13 protein-coding genes and 1 pseudogene are annotated in these 16,189 nt (G+C 39.3%); 1 reads left to right on the top strand and 13 read right to left on the bottom strand.

Going from position 1 to position 16,189, the window contains the following annotated elements; genetic code table 11:
- Positions 1 to 34 precede the first annotated feature (34 nt).
- The 13 genes and pseudogenes from NXV01_RS17035 to tsaD form a co-directional block, all read right to left on the bottom strand.
- On the bottom strand, positions 35 to 1,018 hold the full coding sequence (locus NXV01_RS17035; RefSeq protein WP_148366691.1) for a VWA domain-containing protein: 984 nt from the start codon (positions 1,016 to 1,018) through the stop codon (positions 35 to 37).
- Between the two features lie 49 nt (positions 1,019 to 1,067).
- Positions 1,068 to 2,156 (bottom strand): hypothetical protein, encoded by a 1,089-nt coding sequence (locus NXV01_RS17030; protein WP_085930530.1) that lies wholly within the window; start codon positions 2,154 to 2,156, stop codon positions 1,068 to 1,070.
- Positions 2,156 to 3,024, bottom strand: a pseudogene (locus tag NXV01_RS17025) (DUF58 domain-containing protein). The gene NXV01_RS17030 and the pseudogene NXV01_RS17025 overlap by 1 nt, the downstream one beginning before the upstream one ends.
- Before the next feature lie 83 nt (positions 3,025 to 3,107).
- Complete coding sequence (locus NXV01_RS17020) at positions 3,108 to 4,103, bottom strand: MoxR family ATPase (protein WP_148366693.1); 996 nt, start codon at positions 4,101 to 4,103, stop codon at positions 3,108 to 3,110.
- Between the two features lie 237 nt (positions 4,104 to 4,340).
- Positions 4,341 to 5,747 (bottom strand): HU family DNA-binding protein, encoded by a 1,407-nt coding sequence (locus NXV01_RS17015; protein ID WP_259022942.1) that lies wholly within the window; start codon positions 5,745 to 5,747, stop codon positions 4,341 to 4,343.
- Between the two features lie 12 nt (positions 5,748 to 5,759).
- On the bottom strand, positions 5,760 to 6,032 hold the full coding sequence (locus NXV01_RS17010; RefSeq protein WP_004306073.1) for an HU family DNA-binding protein: 273 nt from the start codon (positions 6,030 to 6,032) through the stop codon (positions 5,760 to 5,762).
- Positions 6,025 to 7,335, bottom strand: coding sequence for a 30S ribosomal protein S12 methylthiotransferase RimO (gene rimO / locus NXV01_RS17005; RefSeq protein ID WP_148366695.1), 1,311 nt, complete (start codon positions 7,333 to 7,335; stop codon positions 6,025 to 6,027). The genes NXV01_RS17010 and rimO overlap by 8 nt, the downstream gene beginning before the upstream one ends.
- Positions 7,332 to 8,291: a signal recognition particle-docking protein FtsY gene (gene ftsY, locus NXV01_RS17000; RefSeq protein WP_148366696.1), complete on the bottom strand. Its 960-nt coding sequence runs from the start codon at positions 8,289 to 8,291 to the stop codon at positions 7,332 to 7,334. Before ftsY ends, rimO begins: the two co-directional genes overlap by 4 nt.
- A 138-nt stretch (positions 8,292 to 8,429) precedes the next feature.
- Positions 8,430 to 8,588, bottom strand: a complete 159-nt coding sequence (locus tag NXV01_RS16995) for a DUF4295 domain-containing protein (RefSeq protein WP_004295982.1) — start codon at positions 8,586 to 8,588, stop codon at positions 8,430 to 8,432.
- Between the two features lie 16 nt (positions 8,589 to 8,604).
- A complete protein-coding gene (rpmG, locus tag NXV01_RS16990; protein ID WP_002560155.1) occupies positions 8,605 to 8,793 on the bottom strand; it encodes a 50S ribosomal protein L33 in 189 nt (62 codons plus the stop codon).
- A gap of 21 nt (positions 8,794 to 8,814) precedes the next feature.
- On the bottom strand, positions 8,815 to 9,075 hold the full coding sequence (rpmB, locus tag NXV01_RS16985) for a 50S ribosomal protein L28 (protein WP_004295983.1): 261 nt from the start codon (positions 9,073 to 9,075) through the stop codon (positions 8,815 to 8,817).
- 123 nt (positions 9,076 to 9,198) lie between these two features.
- Positions 9,199 to 10,431 (bottom strand): competence/damage-inducible protein A, encoded by a 1,233-nt coding sequence (locus NXV01_RS16980; RefSeq protein ID WP_148366697.1) that lies wholly within the window; start codon positions 10,429 to 10,431, stop codon positions 9,199 to 9,201.
- 45 nt (positions 10,432 to 10,476) lie between these two features.
- Positions 10,477 to 11,496, bottom strand: a complete 1,020-nt coding sequence (tsaD, locus tag NXV01_RS16975; protein ID WP_148366698.1) for a tRNA (adenosine(37)-N6)-threonylcarbamoyltransferase complex transferase subunit TsaD — start codon at positions 11,494 to 11,496, stop codon at positions 10,477 to 10,479.
- Between the two features lie 200 nt (positions 11,497 to 11,696).
- Between tsaD and NXV01_RS16970 the strand changes: the two genes are divergently transcribed.
- Positions 11,697 to 16,151, top strand: a complete 4,455-nt coding sequence (locus tag NXV01_RS16970; RefSeq protein ID WP_195650129.1) for a translocation/assembly module TamB — start codon at positions 11,697 to 11,699, stop codon at positions 16,149 to 16,151.
- Positions 16,152 to 16,189 lie beyond the last annotated feature (38 nt).

Below are 16,189 nucleotides of genomic sequence, written 5' to 3'. Positions count from 1 at the left end.
TTTATGATTGGCAAATAACGATTGACAAACATCCTTATGGAATTTTCTTGAGTACCGAATTACGTAATAGTACTTCCAACAAGACACAGAGGAAAGCTGCTAAAGCAAACCAATGATATTCTTCGTCCCGCTTACTATACTCTTTTACATTCAGTTTAGTCTTTTCCAGTTTATCAATTTCTTCATATACTTCTTTAAGCTTCGAGTTGCTCGTAGCCCGGAAATAGTTACCATCTGTCGTTCCGGCGATCTCTGTCAATGTCTTTTCATCAATTTCTACCGGCATACTTACATATTGCACCGTATTTCCGACTGGATAAGGATAAGGAGCCATTCCATTGGTACCTACTCCGATGGTATATACACGAATACCAAAGCTTTTTGCTATTTCTGCCGCTGTCATTGGCGAAATATCTCCCTTATTATTAGTACCATCCGTCAATAGGATAATAACTTTGGATTTTGCTTTGCTATCTTTTAAGCGGGTTACAGCATTTGCAATACCCATACCGACAGCAGTACCGTCAGTGATAAGACCACATTTGATATTATGTATCATATCCAACAATACAGCATGGTCTACAGTCAACGGACATTGGGTAAAAGTTTCTCCTGCAAATAATGTAATACCGATATTATCATTGGGACGTCCATTGATAAACTCTGCAGCTACGTCTTTAGCAGCTTCCAGTCTGTTTGGCTTCAAGTCTTCAGCCAGCATACTGGTAGAAACGTCGATAGCCAGCATAATATCAATTCCTTCTATCTCACTGTTCTGCCACTTATTAGTAGTTTGCGGGCGTGCAAGAACCAAAATAACCAGTACTAAAGCAAGGCAGCGTAATAGAAATGGAACATGCAACAAATAATTCTTATAACTTTTAGGTGTATGTGCATATACCCGGGCATCCGAAATTTGAAGAGTTGCTTCACTTTTCTTTCGCTTCAGGATATACCATACAATATACGGTATAAGCAATAATAGCAAAAACAGATATTCAATATTGGCAAAAACCATTTTATTTATGATTTAACAGTTTACTATTTAGTATTAAGCTATACATCCTTTATACAAAAAGATTGTATAACTGTAGACCTATATATATAAAGGTACCGATCAATGCTGCTGATAACAATGCAATTCCACAAATCAGCATAGCTTTAACACGTAAAGAACGTTTCTCAATAATAGTGATTTCCGTTGGTTGCGGTTTCTGATTTTCCTCTTCCGGTTGTTTGGTCTCATTGATAAAATCAATGGCATTGATCAAATTAGCATCGTTTTCATTCATCTGAGGATTATGCTTCGCGAACTTCACTAAATCAGCAGTCTGGAACAATAGTTTTAGGTCTGATATGGCTTCTTTATCATTCATTTCCAATAACTGATCGATTATTTCAGAAGAAGTCATTTCCAATGCATTAAATCCGAAACGGTCCTTAATATATGTACGAATAGCATCGGTTAGTTCGGTATAGTACTCCTTCGATTGCCCTTTCTGCCATACCTTCTCTGTCTTGATACGTTCTATCTCTTTCATTGCAGCCTGATGTGGCGGCAATTTGGGTTCAACTTTAATTTTACGGATAATCGGCTTATTATCACGTATACGAACAATCAGATAAATCAGTAAACCAAGCAAAGGTAAAGCCAGGAATGAGCAAGCGATCAATCCATACCAGTCTTCCCATGCGAAAGGCGCTTTCATCACAGGTTTTTGTCCGAAGAACTGGTCAGGATGTAAGGTGTCAACCGGCATTGAATATACTTTTAATGCCAAAGCTTTGGAGTTGTACACTTTCCCATCTACGGTAACCGGCATTGGCGGCAGATAATATAGAGCAGAGTCAAAAGAAGTGATAATGTACTCCTGCGTAATCACCATCCGCTGGCGATCGTTCAGGAATTGGGTATCGGGTTTGACTGTTTCTATAATTTCCACACCTCTTACCAACGTATCAGTGTAAGCAGGAAAAATAGCACGCTGTTTGGCATCCATGGCTACTTGCAATTGCACTTTCGCCTGTTCGCCGATCAGTATCTGCAATGAATCAATTTTTGCTTCTACTGTAACAGACTGTGCTACTGCTTTACTGACAAACAATAGACCTAATAATGCTATCAGAATAATATTTCTATTCATCTTTGATTCCATTAATTTCGTTTGGCAAATAAATTCAACAATGCCTTTACGTAATCCTGATCGGTTCTGACGGATACAGCATCTACGTTGCTTTTGGTAAAAGTATCGTTCAGTTCAGTCTGCTTTTGTATCCACCAGTCGCGATGTGCCCGGCGTACAGCTTTGGAAGAGGTGTCAATCCATTGTTCATGCCCAGTTTCTGCATCTTTGATTCGCATCAGTCCTACTGGAGGAAGATCACTAAGTCTCCTGTCGTATACTTGCAATGCTACTACATCATGTTTCCTGTTAGCAATGGTCAGCGCATTCTTAAAGCTTTCCTGGTCAATAAAATCTGATAAGATAAATGCAGTGCAACGTCTTTTCATTACGTTTGTCAAATATTCCAAGGCAAGACGAATATTTGTGCGACGGCTTTCCGGTTGGAAATCAATCAATTCTCGGATAATATATAAGATATGTTTACGTCCTTTCTTGGGAGGAATAAACTTCTCTATCCGGTCTGAAAAGAAAATCACACCTATTTTATCATTATTCTGGATGGCAGAGAAAGCAAGAGTAGCAGCGATTTCCGTCACCATATCTTTCTTTAGCTGCTTGATCGTACCAAATTCCAAACTTCCGGAAACATCAACCATTAACATAACTGTCAGTTCACGTTCTTCTTCAAACACTTTCACATAAGGTTTATTGAAGCGCGCAGTCACATTCCAGTCTATGTCACGTATATCATCACCGAATTGATATTCACGGACTTCCGAAAATGACATACCCCTACCCTTGAAAGCCGAATGATACTGGCCTGCAAAGATATTGTTAGACAATCCTCGTGTCTTTATTTCAATTTGGCGAACTTTTTTAGTATTTCACTTGTTTCCATTTATACAGTAGTTAATTAGTAGGTAGTTAAGTAGTCATGCATAGATACTTATGACTACTTATTGACTGTATTATAACTACAAATTAGGGCACTTCAACCTTATTCAGAATCTTACTGATAATTTCGTCCGAAGTCATGTTGTTAGCTTCAGCTTCGTAGGTCAATCCGATACGGTGGCGAAGAACATCATGTGCTACAGCACGTACATCTTCCGGAATAACGTAGCCGCGACGTTTGATGAATGCATACGTACGAGCAGCTAATGCCAGATTGATAGACGCACGAGGTGAACCTCCGAATCCGATCATATCTTTCAGTTCCTTGAGGTCATATTTATCAGGGAAACGAGTTGCAAATACAATATCTACAATATAACGCTCGATCTTCTCATCCAGATAAACTTGACGAACAACTTTACGTGCTTCAATAATTTCATCCGCTCTTAGAATAGGCTTCACATTAAACTTCTCACCATTGATATTCTGACGAATAATCAATTTTTCTTCTTCCAACTTCGGATAATCAATGACTACTTTCAGCATGAAACGGTCAACCTGTGCTTCAGGAAGCGGATAAGTACCTTCCTGTTCGATAGGATTCTGAGTTGCCAATACAAGGAAAGGTTCCGGTAACATGAATGTTTCTTTACCAATAGTAACCTGACGTTCCTGCATTGCTTCCAGCAAAGCACTTTGTACTTTTGCAGGAGCACGGTTAATTTCATCAGCTAATACAAAGTTTGCGAAAATAGGTCCGCGCTGCACTTTAAAAGATTCATCTTTCTGACTGTAAACCATTGTACCGATAACGTCTGCAGGCAATAAGTCCGGCGTAAACTGGATACGGCTATATTTCGCATCAATCAGAGAAGCGAGTGTCTTAATAGCCAAAGTTTTCGCCAAACCAGGCACACCTTCCAAGAGGACATGGCCATCGGAAAGTAATCCGATAAGCAGTGATTCAACCAAATGTTTCTGACCAACAATGATTTGGTCCATACCTGTCGTAAGATTGGTAACGAAAGCACTTTGTCTTTCAATCCGCTCATTTAGCTCGCGGATATCAATTGATTCAGCCATAAATACTTAATATTTTATTATTTAAATCCCATTAATTTTATGTAAGCCTTGCCTGTGTCATAAGGCTTTTTATTTTGCCCCAAAAGTACGCCATATAATTAACGATTGCAACTAATTTTTATTAAAAAACAATGCGAAATCTTTAGATTAAGGTACTTTCATACGCTTTTGTACATCCATAACACTTCACCCGACCAATACAGGATTTGCATGGTCGGGTGAATGGATTATAACTACTTATTCTTTTGTAAGTTCCGGTATTTCAATAGTTGTGCCATACGGTACATTGTTGGGGTTCTTAATAACCTTCGGATTGTGTTTCACAATGTATGGCCACATTGCCTTTGTACCATAAAAACGTAAGGAAACCCTAGTCAAAGTTTCTCCTTCTTTGATTGTATATTTCGTCTTAGTTCCTGTAATCTTATAAGATGCTGAATCCAGATAGACAGGAGTAGCAGGTTGTTGTGTGACCGTTTGAGGTTCTGCTTTAACAGGAACAGCTTCTTCTTTTTTTGGGGTAACCGGTTGTGTCGTGGTAGCGACTTTGGATACATCAGGCGTTATTGCCTTTGCAGTATCCTTATGTGCAATCGTATCAGAAAGCTGCGCTTCCGGTTGAACGGGTTGGGTGGTTACAGGCGGCATATCCATTGCATTCTTGTCAGATGAAGAAGAAAATAAATCTGGATAATAAATAAAAAGAATGACACCTCCGCATAATAGCAAAACGACTACAATAACAGCTATTAAATAAGGTACAGGAGATTTTTCCTTCACTGGGGCTGTCTTTTTAGAAACCGGTTGGGATACTTGTTCCGGTTGGACAGGTTTTATCATTTCTTTTTCAGCAGGAGGCACTATGGGAGTCACAGGTTGCAGATTTGCTTTTAGAAGCTCTTGCTCTATAATCTTTTCGGCAGTGATCTCTTCTTTTTCTTCTTCTATAGATGCTGCTTGCTGCTCATCGATTATCACTTCCTTTTCCGGAACCTCTTCATCTTCCAGCTGTTCTATCTTTTCTTCGATATCAGTCTCTGTAGACTCTTTAGGAGAGGTCTGTTCTGTCGATTCCTGTGCTATTGCAGATTCCTCAGTAATAGCAGGTTTTTCAATAGACTCTTCCACAGGTGGCTGACTGGCTATTTGCTCTTCCTGAATCGGCTCTTTTTCCGAAAGACCATCATCAGTACCTTCATTTTCTTCTATTATAGTAGTTTTAGAATCACCACCCACCTCATTCAAGACTGCCTGTGCTGATGCTTCCTCTCCTGTTTCTTCTTCCTCAGTCTCTTCTATCGGAGTATCTTCCAGAATTGTATTTTCATTCAACACAACAGTCTCAAAGTGTGCAAAAGGTTTATTTATCGTATCCCTTAGATTTGCATCCGGAGAAAATGAGACTTTTGTATGTCCTTTTATCTGGAAACGCTCTCCTGTGTTGACATTGACACTTTCCCGGCTATCTACATCAATAAGTTTGAAAGTTCCCAATCCTTTGATTTTTACAGTCTTTTCGTTTTCCAAGGCTTGCTCTATCAAGAGAAAAAACTCTTTAACAAACGCTTCGGCGTCTTTCTTGGTCATGCTATGTTTGGCTGCCAATAAGTCAGTAAGGTCTTGAATTGTTAGTCTTTCATTCATAACGGGAAATATTTATTTAAACTTATCTTTCAATGTATTGCTAGGTCTATACGATAATACCAATTTAGGTGGAACCAGCATGCGTTGTTTGCTTGCCGGGTTGATTGAGATCCGTTCCGCTTTCTTTTTCACTTCAAAAGAACCGAATCCTTGAATTGCAATCACATTACCTTCTTCCAATTCTTGTGTCATACTGGACAGCAAAGAATTCATCAATTCGGAAGTATCTTTGATTGTATATCCCAATCTTTCCGCTAGTTCGGATGTAAATTCCTTATTATTCATAGTCATTTATAATCTTTGCATATAAATCAAAATCGTCCGCATTCACCACTTCTACCTGATAAAACTGTCCGATCTTAAGCTCTCTCTCTGAACGATCAATCAATACTTCCGGATCTACTTCCGGTGAATCAAACTCTGTCCGTCCGATATAATAATCTCCTTCCAGACGATCGATTATAACTTTCATCTGTTTACCGATCTTTTCTGCACTTAACTCTGCCGAAATACCTTGTTGGATATCCATCAATTCATCAAGTCGGGCTTGTTTAACCTCTTGTGGGATAGAATCTTCGTATGTTTCTGCAGCATAAGTCCCTTCTTCTTCGGAATATGCGAAAGCGCCCATCCGATCAAAACGTACTTTACGTACAAATTCTTTGAGATCTTCGAAGTCCTCCTCTGTTTCTCCGGGATGTCCTACCATCAAAGTCGTCCTCAGGTGAATGCCCGGCACTTCTTTACGGAATTGTTCGATCAATTGGTAAGTATCCTCTTTGCTCACTTGTCGGCGCATTAACCTCAACATATTGTCACTGATGTGCTGAAGGGCAATGTCCATGTATTTGCATACATTGTCACGTTCGCGCATAACCCGGAATAAATCTGTTGGAAAATGTGCTGGATAGGCATAATGCAAGCGAATCCATTCCACCCCGGGTATATCAGAAATACGTTCAATCAATTCCGGAAGCATTTGTTTCTTATACCGGTCGATGCCATAATAAGTCAATTCCTGTGCGATCACTTGAAATTCTTTCACGCCTTGCGATACCAAGTATCGTACTTCGTCCAGAATTTCTTCCATTGGTTTGGAAATATGATGTCCTGTAATAATGGGGATAGCACAATAAGAACATTTACGGTCACATCCTTCTGAAATTTTCAGGTAAGCATAATGCTGGGGAGTTGTCAATGTCCGTTCGATATATAATTCATCGTGATAGACCTTTCCCAAGTCCTGTAAAAGCTCCTTCCAATTAAACTTCCCATAAAATTTATCTACCTGTGGTATCTCAACAGCTAGTTCCTTGAGATAGCGTTCGGAAAGACAACCCATCACGAAAAGTTTCTTTAAATCCCCTTCTTCCTTTCTTTCAGCGAACTCTAGAATCATATTTATGGATTCTTCTTTGGCATCACCAATGAACCCGCATGTATTGATTACCGCAATTTCCCCTTGCGGATTTTCAGTGTCATGAGTTACGCTGTATCCGACTTCCTCCAATTGACGCATCAGCTGCTCGGAGTCAACCAGATTTTTAGAACATCCTAAAGTAATAATATCTATCGTCTTTCTTTTCATGCATTTTCTCCAAACAAGGAATCAACGAATTCATTTTTACGGAATACCTGCAGGTCTTCCATGCCTTCGCCTAGTCCGATATACTTAACAGGAATCTTGAATTGATCGGAAATACCAATCACAACACCACCTTTGGCGGTTCCATCAAGCTTAGTGATGGCCATAGCGGTAACTTCCGTCGCCAAAGTAAATTGTTTGGCTTGCTCAAATGCATTTTGTCCGGTGGAACCGTCCAATACCAATAAAACTTCATCCGGTGCATCAGGCACCACCTTTTTCATTACATTCTTAATTTTGGTCAGCTCGTTCATTAAGCCTACCTTATTATGCAGACGACCTGCTGTATCAATAATAACCACGTCTGCGTTATTGGCAACGGCCGAACTAAGAGTGTCATAAGCCACAGATGCGGGATCCGCTCCCATTTTCTGTTTGACTACGGGAACTCCTACCCGTTCTCCCCAAATCATTAGCTGTTCCACAGCTGCAGCGCGGAAAGTGTCGGCGGCTCCCAGATAAACGGATTTACCTGCTTTCTTGAATTGATAAGCTAGTTTGCCAATAGTCGTAGTTTTACCTACCCCATTTACTCCCACAACCATAATGACATAAGGCTTTCTTGCGATGGGTATGTCGAAATCAGCTACATCATCCGAATTATTTTCAGTAAGCAGAGCTGCTATTTCGTCACGTAATATAAGATTCAGTTCCTGAGTGTTTACATACTTATCTGCAGCAGCACGTTTTTCGATGCGCTTGATAATATTTAAAGTTGTTTCTACACCGACGTCAGATGTAATCAGCACTTCTTCCAGATTATCTAATACTTCATCGTCTACTTTTGACTTGCCAGCCACAGCACGAGCTATTTTACTGAATACGCTCTCTTTGGTTTTAGATAATCCTTTATCTAAAGTTTCCTTCTTCTCCTTTGAAAAAAAACTAAAAAATCCCATATTTACACTTGTTTGTATAATACATTTGCTACAAAGATATAACAAAGGATTGGAAAAGTAAAAAAAGAAGCAATAAAAAATCCCCTCATTGTTTGCCAATGAGAGGATTTTGCAGTTATAGCGTATATGCTATTTCGATTATTTTTTGAAAAAGTCTTGTACTTTTTCGTTCGGAACCATTTGTTCATCAAAAACGTATGCTCCAGTTTTTGGAGATTTTACCATTTTGATAACCTTGGTATAAGCACGACCTTCTTTAGAACCTTCGTGCAAACTTGCTACTGTTTTCTTTGCCATGAGTTATACGACTTTATTATTTAATTTCCTTGTGTACTGTTACTCTCTTCAGAATCGGGTTGTATTTTTTCAACTCAAGTCTTTCTGTAGTATTCTTTCTGTTCTTAGTTGTGATATAACGAGATGTTCCCGGCATTCCACTGTCTTTGTGTTCTGTACATTCCAGAATCACTTGCACTCTGTTACCTTTTGCTTTCTTTGCCATTGTAAGTTTTCTCCTCTACGTTTAGCCGATTACTTTAATGCTTTTCCAATCACAATAACCTTTAGCCACTGCTTCAGTCAGCGCAGCATCCAGTCCTTTTTTGTTGATAATACGCAACCCGTTAGCACAAATGCTAAGGCTGATCCAACAATCTTGTTCTACATAATAGAACTTTTTGTTAAACAAGTTCAAATCAAAGGTTCTTTTAGTTCTTCTCTTTGAGTGTGAAACATTGTTGCCAATCATGGCTTTCTTTCCGGTAATTTGACAAATCTTCGACATTTCTATCTTATTTTTATAGTTTTATATCTATACTTCTTTCAAACAGGACGCAAAGTAAGCACTTTTATCCGTATAAAACAAGAATTTCCTAAAATAATTCACTTCCAGGCACCTATTTTTCTTTTATTTGAGTAAATCACGGAGCATTAATAGTGCATTATTGCCTGCTCTTTCGATATTCATGCTTCTTCCGCGGTTCGTTTCCTGTTTGTAAGTACAAATTTCGTTTTTATAACCAGCGGCTATCCAAACAGTTCCCACCGGCTTCTCGGGAGTACCACCTCCGGGGCCTGCTATCCCTGAGGTAGCAATGGCGCAATCGGTTTTTAGTGCTTTCATCGCACCTTTTACCATTTCAATCACAGTTTCTTCACTGACAGCCCCATGTTGCTCCAATGTTTCGGAGGAAACGTGTAAAAGTCTCATTTTTACTTCATTGGAATAGGCTACTACACTTCCGTTAAAATATTCAGAACTACCGGCAATGGAAGTCAAACGTGCGGCAATACTGCCTCCGGTACAACTTTCTGCGGTGGAAACGGTCAATTTCTTCTTTTTTAAAAGTTCACCGACTATAACTTCCAAAGGCGTATCTTCTTCACTGAAAATGTCCTCACCAAGTATTTCCTCTAATTTTACTTTTTCACGTTCAAGAAGAACTTTTACTTCCTCCCTGTTTTGTCCGCGTCCTGTCAGTCTAAGACGAATAATACCCAGCTTAGGCAAGTATGCCAATTTGATACATTCCGGCAAAGTGCTCTCCCACGGTTCCAGTTTTTCTGCCAATACGGATTCCGGATAGTTTTGTACGAGAAATGTTTGGTGCATAATCACATCCGTTTGAAACCTCTCGTGCAGCTTAGGCAATACACTTTCTGTCATTACGGCAGTCATCTCTTGCGGAACGCCCGGCATGGAAACAAGTACTTTTCCATCTCTTTCGAACCAGCTGACAGAGGCACTTCCTACAGGATTATTTATCACCGTACAATCTTTCGGAACCATTGCCTGGCTTTTGTTGAGTGCATTCATAGGTATTTTCCCTGCCAGTACCCGTTTTACGTTTTCGAATACTTCTTCGTTGAAAACCAGTTCCGTATGAAAGTATTTACATAAAGTTTGTTTGGTGATATCGTCTTTGGTAGGTCCGAGTCCTCCGGTTACTAAAACAATATTCACCCTTTCCATCGCATTATCAATCGCTTCCATGATTTCCTTTTCCCGGTCACGGATTGAAACAATACGAAGAACCTCAATGCCTATTTTATTTAATTCCTGCCCCATCCAGGCTGAATTAGTGTCGACAACCTGTCCTATCAACAGTTCATCGCCAATGGTTATTATTTCGGCAAACATACTTCTTAGTTTTTATCCTATTATATATAAATAAGGTATACCCAATTATAACGTCACACGAGAATAAGCCGGAAGATCAATAGAACAAAAGTCCTTATCCAGATATTTGAAATATCCGGTAATGGCGATCATGGCTGCATTATCAGTTGTATAACTGAATTTAGGGATAAAAATATTCCAGCCATATTTCTCGGCATGTTCCCGGAAAGCATTACGCAATCCATTATTTGCAGAAACTCCTCCGGCTACAGCTATTTCATTAATCTTATATTCTTTGGAGGCTTTTCGTAATTTATCCATCAGAATATCCACTACAGTAGCCTCCAATGATGCTGCAAGGTCTACTTTGTGATGTTCTATGAAATCGGGATCTTCCTTTAACCAGTCGCGTAATGAATATAAAAAGGAAGTTTTCAATCCGCTGAAACTGTAATCCAGACCAGGGATATGCGGTTTGCTGAATGTAAAAGCTTTCGGATTTCCCTGACGAGCCAGTTTGTCAATGATCGGTCCGCCGGGATAACCAAGTCCCATCACTTTAGAGCATTTATCAATAGCTTCACCTGCGGCATCGTCAATAGTCTGTCCGAGAATCTCCATATCATTATAGGCTTTGACCAGTATAATTTGTGAATTTCCTCCGGATACTAGTAAACAGAGAAATGGGAAAACAGGTTGTCTCTCCTCTTCTCCTTCTGCTTTAATAAAATGAGCTAAGACATGTCCTGTCAGATGATTAACGTCAATCATTGGAATATTTAAAGAACGAGCGAATCCTTTTGCAAAGGAGACCCCAACAAGCAAAGACCCCATCAATCCCGGTCCGCGAGTGAAAGCTACTGCGCTCAACTCTTCTTTGGTGACGCCGGCACGTTTTAATGCTTCATGTACTACCGGTACGATGTTTTGTTGGTGTGCCCGTGAAGCCAACTCGGGTACTACTCCGCCGTATGCTTCATGTACGGCTTGACTTGATACCACATTTGACAGCAAATAACCATCCTTGATTACGGCTGCCGACGTATCGTCACAGGAGGATTCAATTCCTAAAATTATTGCACTCATAAGTATTTAAACTATTAAACGGTGCAAAAGTAATCATAAAACTATGATTCGTAACGAACTATTTTATATTTTTGTTCGCAAAATAAAAGTAATCGCATATCAGAACGCTGAAAAAGACTGTACGCTGGGTAGTAGGTATTGTACTGGGAGTATATATCGGGACTATTGTTTTGCTGAATATACCAAACATTCAGCAAACAATGAGTGTATTTGTAGCTGAAGAACTTTCCGAAGTTTTAAATACAAAGGTAGTGATTGGTAGAATTAATATCGGTCTATTGAACCGTATTATTATTGATGATGTATTGCTTGACGATCAGAGTGGTCAGGAAATGCTTAAAGTCACACGTTTGTCCGCCAAATTCGATATTATGCCCTTTTTTAAAGGAAAGATATCCATTAGCAGTGTTCAGCTTTTCGGATTTAATATCAATCTCCTGAAAGAGACTCCGGATTCACCTCCTAATTTTAAGTTTGTTTTGGATGCTTTTGCTTCTAAAGATACGGTGAAGAAAGAAAACTCCCTTGATTTACGTATTAATTCCATCCTGATTCGTCGTGGAAGGATGTCTTATCATGTGTTGTCGGAAGAAGCAACACCGGGAAAATTTAATGCTAAGCATATTCAGCTTCAAAATATCATCGCTAATATATCGTTGAAGGCATTAAGTAAGGACTCTTTGAATTTAGGGATCAAGCGATTGAGCCTTGATGAAAAAGCATCCGGCTTCTCTTTGAAGAAAATGAGTTTGAAACTGGTTGCCAATAACAAGCAGACAAACATTGATAATTTTACAATAGAATTGCCCGAAACCTTCCTCAAACTCGATACCATTCATTTGGAGTATGATAGTTTGAAAGCTTTTGACCGTTTTACAGAACAAGTACATTTCTCTTTCCGTACTTTGCCGTCGCAAGTTACTTTAAAAGATATTTCTCCTTTTGTTCCTATCCTTTCGCATTTCAAGGAACCGGTGACATTGGATATGGAGGTGAAGGGGACTGTGGATCAGTTGACTTGTTCGCATCTGGAGATTACAGCCGATGGCCGTCAGTTTCGTCTGCGAGGAGATGTATCGCTTCAGGACTTATCGCGTCCACAAGATGCGTATGTATATGGAACTCTTTCCGAACTTTCGGCCAATGCTCGCGGAGTCGGTTTTTTAGTGCGTAATTTAAGCCATAATTATAATGGAGTTCCTCCTCTTCTCGAACGTTTGGGAAACGTGAGTTTTCAGGGAGAAATTTCGGGATACTTCACAGACTTAGTTACTTATGGGCAATTACAAACGAGTCTTGGAAATGTAAAGACCGACTTGAAATTGAGCTCTGATAAGACAAAAGGATTGTTTGCGTATTCCGGAGCTGTCAAAACAGAGGATTTTCAACTAGGTAAATTATTGGATAATGAGGAGTTGGGAGAAATTACTTTCAATCTGGATGTACATGGCCGGCATATTGCTGACCACTTGCCTGCCGTAGAATTGAAAGGACTGATTGCTTCGATAGATTATAGCAGATATAGATATGAAAATATCACACTGGACGGAGAATACAAACAAGGCGGATTTAATGGAAAGATAGCGTTGGATGATCCTAATGGCTCTATTTATTTGAATGGAGACGTAAATGTTGCATCCAAAGTTCCTACTTTCAATTTTCTTGCAGTAGTCAATAAAGTACGTCCACATGATTTGAATCTTACCACCAAATATCCCGATGCAGAGTTTAGTTTAAAACTGAAAGCCAATTTTACAGGTGGATCAGTGGATGAGATGATTGGAGAAATCAATGTGGATAGCTTGGAATTTACAGCTCCGGATAAAGCATATTTCATGCAGAATTTGAATATCCGGGCAACCAAACAAAATGGAGAAAATCAGCTTAGATTGACTTCTGAATTCCTGAAAGCAAGCATAGAGGGAAAATTCCAATATCACACATTACCTGCCAGTATTCTGAATATTATGCGGAAATATGTGCCGTCTTTGATATTACCTCCCAAGAAGCCGATTGAAACCCATAATAACTTTTTGTTTGATATACATATATATAATACGGACATTTTATCTACGATATTTGATATACCGTTAACGGTGTATACTCATTCTACGTTGAAGGGGTATTTTAATGATGCTTTACAACGCTTGCGTGTAGAGGGATATTTCCCCCGTCTGCAATATAAGAACAACTTTATTGAGTCAGGCATGATTCTGTGCGAGAATCCGGCAGATCATATCCGCGCACGGGTTCGTCTGACTAATTTGAAAAAGAAAGGAGCGGTCAATCTATCTCTGGATGCACAAGCTAAAGATGACGATGTCAGTACGACTTTGGATTGGGGAAATAATGCTGCAGCAACATATAGCGGGAAATTAGCAGCTGTTGCCAAATTTCTACGTACAAGCGGAGAAAAGTCCTTATTGAAAGCGATGGTGGATGTGAAACCTACTGATGTTATTTTAAATGATACTCTTTGGAAGATACATCCTTCGCAGGTGGTAGTCGATTCCGGACGAGTGGATGTGAACAACTTCTACTTTAGTCATCAGGATAGATATGTACGTATTAACGGCCGGCTTTCCGAGAATCCTAAAGATACTGTAAAGGTTGATCTAAAGGATATAAATATGGGATATGTATTTGATATTGCAAGTATATCCGACGATGTTAATTTTGAGGGTGATGCAACAGGAACGGCTTATGCAAGCGGAGTGCTTAAAAAGCCTATCATGAATACTCGTTTATTTATAAAGAATTTCTCACTCAACAACGGTCGTTTGGGTGAACTGGATATATATGGTGAGTGGGATAATGAAAACAGAGGTATCCGTTTGGATGCATCCATTCAGGATATATCCCCTTCTCCATCGCGTGTCACGGGTATTATTTATCCATTAAAACCCGAGAGCGGACTTGATTTAAATATTGAAGCAAATGAATTGAATTTGAAATTCCTCGAACATTATATGAAGTCTATTGCCAATGATATTAAAGGGCGGGGAACAGGAAAAGTACATTTCTATGGAAAATTTAAAGGATTGAACCTGGATGGTGCTGTAATGACAGACGCATCCATGAATTTTGATATTTTAAACACGCATTTTGCAGTAAAAGACACCATCCATCTGGCTCCTACCGGATTGACATTCAATAATATACATATTTCTGATATGGAAGGACATTCGGGAAGAATGAATGGATATTTGCATTTCCAGCATTTTAAGAACCTAAACTATCGTTTTGAGATACAGGCAAATAATATGCTTGTGATGAACACAAAAGAATCGACAGATATGCCTTTTTATGGTACGGTGTATGGTACCGGAAATGTATTGCTCTCTGGAAATGCCATACAGGGGCTCGACGTAAATGTGGCCATGACTACAAATCGAAATACTACCTTTACCTATATTAATGGTAGTGTAGCATCGGCTACTAGCAATCAGTTTATCAAATTTGTAGATAAAACACCTCGTCGTACTATCCAGGATTCTGTTCAAGTAATCTCATATTACGAACAAATACAGCAAAAACGTCAGGAGGAGGAAGAACAGAAAACAGATATCCGTTTGAATATTCTGGTGGATGCAACTCCCGATGCCACCATGCGAATCATCATGGACCCTATTGCCGGAGATTATATCAGCGGAAAAGGTACGGGAAATATCCGGACGGAATTTTATAATAAGGGTGATGTGAAGATGTTCGGTAATTACCGGATCAATCAAGGAGTATATAAATTTAGTTTGCAGGAAGTGATCCGTAAAGACTTTATTATCAAGGATGGAAGTACAATAACATTCAATGGTGCACCTTTGGATGCTAACATGGATATACAAGCTTCATATACAGTGAACTCTGCTTCTTTGAATGATTTGATACCGGATGCTTCGGCTATTATACAACAACCCAATGTGCGTGTAAATTGTATCATGAATCTAAGTGGTATGCTGGTACGGCCGACTATCAAACTGGGTATTGAGCTTCCGAATGAAAGAGATGAAATACAAACATTGGTGCGTAATTATATCAGTACGGAAGAGCAGATGAATATGCAGATTCTTTATTTGTTGGGTATTGGCAAGTTCTATACGGAAGATGCCCGTAATAACAATCAGAATTCGAATGTGATGTCATCGGTGCTCTCATCGACTCTTTCCGGCCAGTTGAATAATGCACTTTCACAGATCTTTGAAACGAATAACTGGAATATCGGTACGAATTTGAGTACGGGTGATAAGGGTTGGACAGATATGGAAGTAGAAGGTATTTTGTCGGGACAATTATTGAATAACCGTTTATTGATAAACGGAAACTTCGGTTATCGGGATAATCCGATGGCTAATACTAACTTTGTAGGAGACTTTGAAGCAGAATGGCTGATTACCCGTTCGGGAGATATCCGTTTGAAGGCTTATAATGAGACAAATGACCGTTATTACACAAAAACAAATTTGACTACACAAGGTGTAGGTATCATGTATAAGAAGGACTTCAATAAATGGAGTGATTTATATTTCTGGAATAAATGGCGGTTACGCAATAAGCGGAAACGGGAAGAAGCTGAAAAGGTGAAACCACAACAAACGGACAGCATCACTGATAAAACTGCTAAATCGGCAGTGAAAAGAAAACGTGCACAGGAACAGTAAAAAACAATAAACGATGACATATCCACCAGGAATAATGT

The sequence above is a fragment of the Bacteroides sp. BFG-606 genome (assembly GCF_024788145.1).
Classification (GTDB): Bacteria; Bacteroidota; Bacteroidia; order Bacteroidales; family Bacteroidaceae; genus Bacteroides; species Bacteroides vicugnae.
Note: the sequence above shows the minus strand (reverse complement) of the source record. Positions and strands in the feature narration are given on the sequence as shown.

Excerpts from the sequence above, each read along its gene's own strand:
- NXV01_RS17030 (WP_085930530.1), bottom strand. The coding sequence starts at position 2,156 with ATGGAATCAAAGATGAATAGAAATATTATTCTGATAGCATTATTAGGT.
- NXV01_RS17020 (WP_148366693.1), bottom strand. The coding sequence starts at position 4,103 with ATGGCTGAATCAATTGATATCCGCGAGCTAAATGAGCGGATTGAAAGA.
- NXV01_RS17035 (WP_148366691.1), bottom strand. The coding sequence starts at position 1,018 with ATGGTTTTTGCCAATATTGAATATCTGTTTTTGCTATTATTGCTTATA.
- NXV01_RS16970 (WP_195650129.1), top strand. The coding sequence starts at position 11,697 with ATGAGTGTATTTGTAGCTGAAGAACTTTCCGAAGTTTTAAATACAAAG.
- NXV01_RS17010 (WP_004306073.1), bottom strand. The coding sequence starts at position 6,032 with ATGAATAATAAGGAATTTACATCCGAACTAGCGGAAAGATTGGGATAT.
- rimO (WP_148366695.1), bottom strand. The coding sequence starts at position 7,335 with ATGAAAAGAAAGACGATAGATATTATTACTTTAGGATGTTCTAAAAAT.
- rpmG (WP_002560155.1), bottom strand. The coding sequence starts at position 8,793 with ATGGCAAAGAAAGCAAAAGGTAACAGAGTGCAAGTGATTCTGGAATGT.
- rpmB (WP_004295983.1), bottom strand. The coding sequence starts at position 9,075 with ATGTCGAAGATTTGTCAAATTACCGGAAAGAAAGCCATGATTGGCAAC.
- tsaD (WP_148366698.1), bottom strand. The coding sequence starts at position 11,496 with ATGAGTGCAATAATTTTAGGAATTGAATCCTCCTGTGACGATACGTCG.
- NXV01_RS16980 (WP_148366697.1), bottom strand. The coding sequence starts at position 10,431 with ATGTTTGCCGAAATAATAACCATTGGCGATGAACTGTTGATAGGACAG.
- NXV01_RS16995 (WP_004295982.1), bottom strand. The coding sequence starts at position 8,588 with ATGGCAAAGAAAACAGTAGCAAGTTTGCACGAAGGTTCTAAAGAAGGT.
- NXV01_RS17015 (WP_259022942.1), bottom strand. The coding sequence starts at position 5,747 with ATGAATGAAAGACTAACAATTCAAGACCTTACTGACTTATTGGCAGCC.
- ftsY (WP_148366696.1), bottom strand. The coding sequence starts at position 8,291 with ATGGGATTTTTTAGTTTTTTTTCAAAGGAGAAGAAGGAAACTTTAGAT.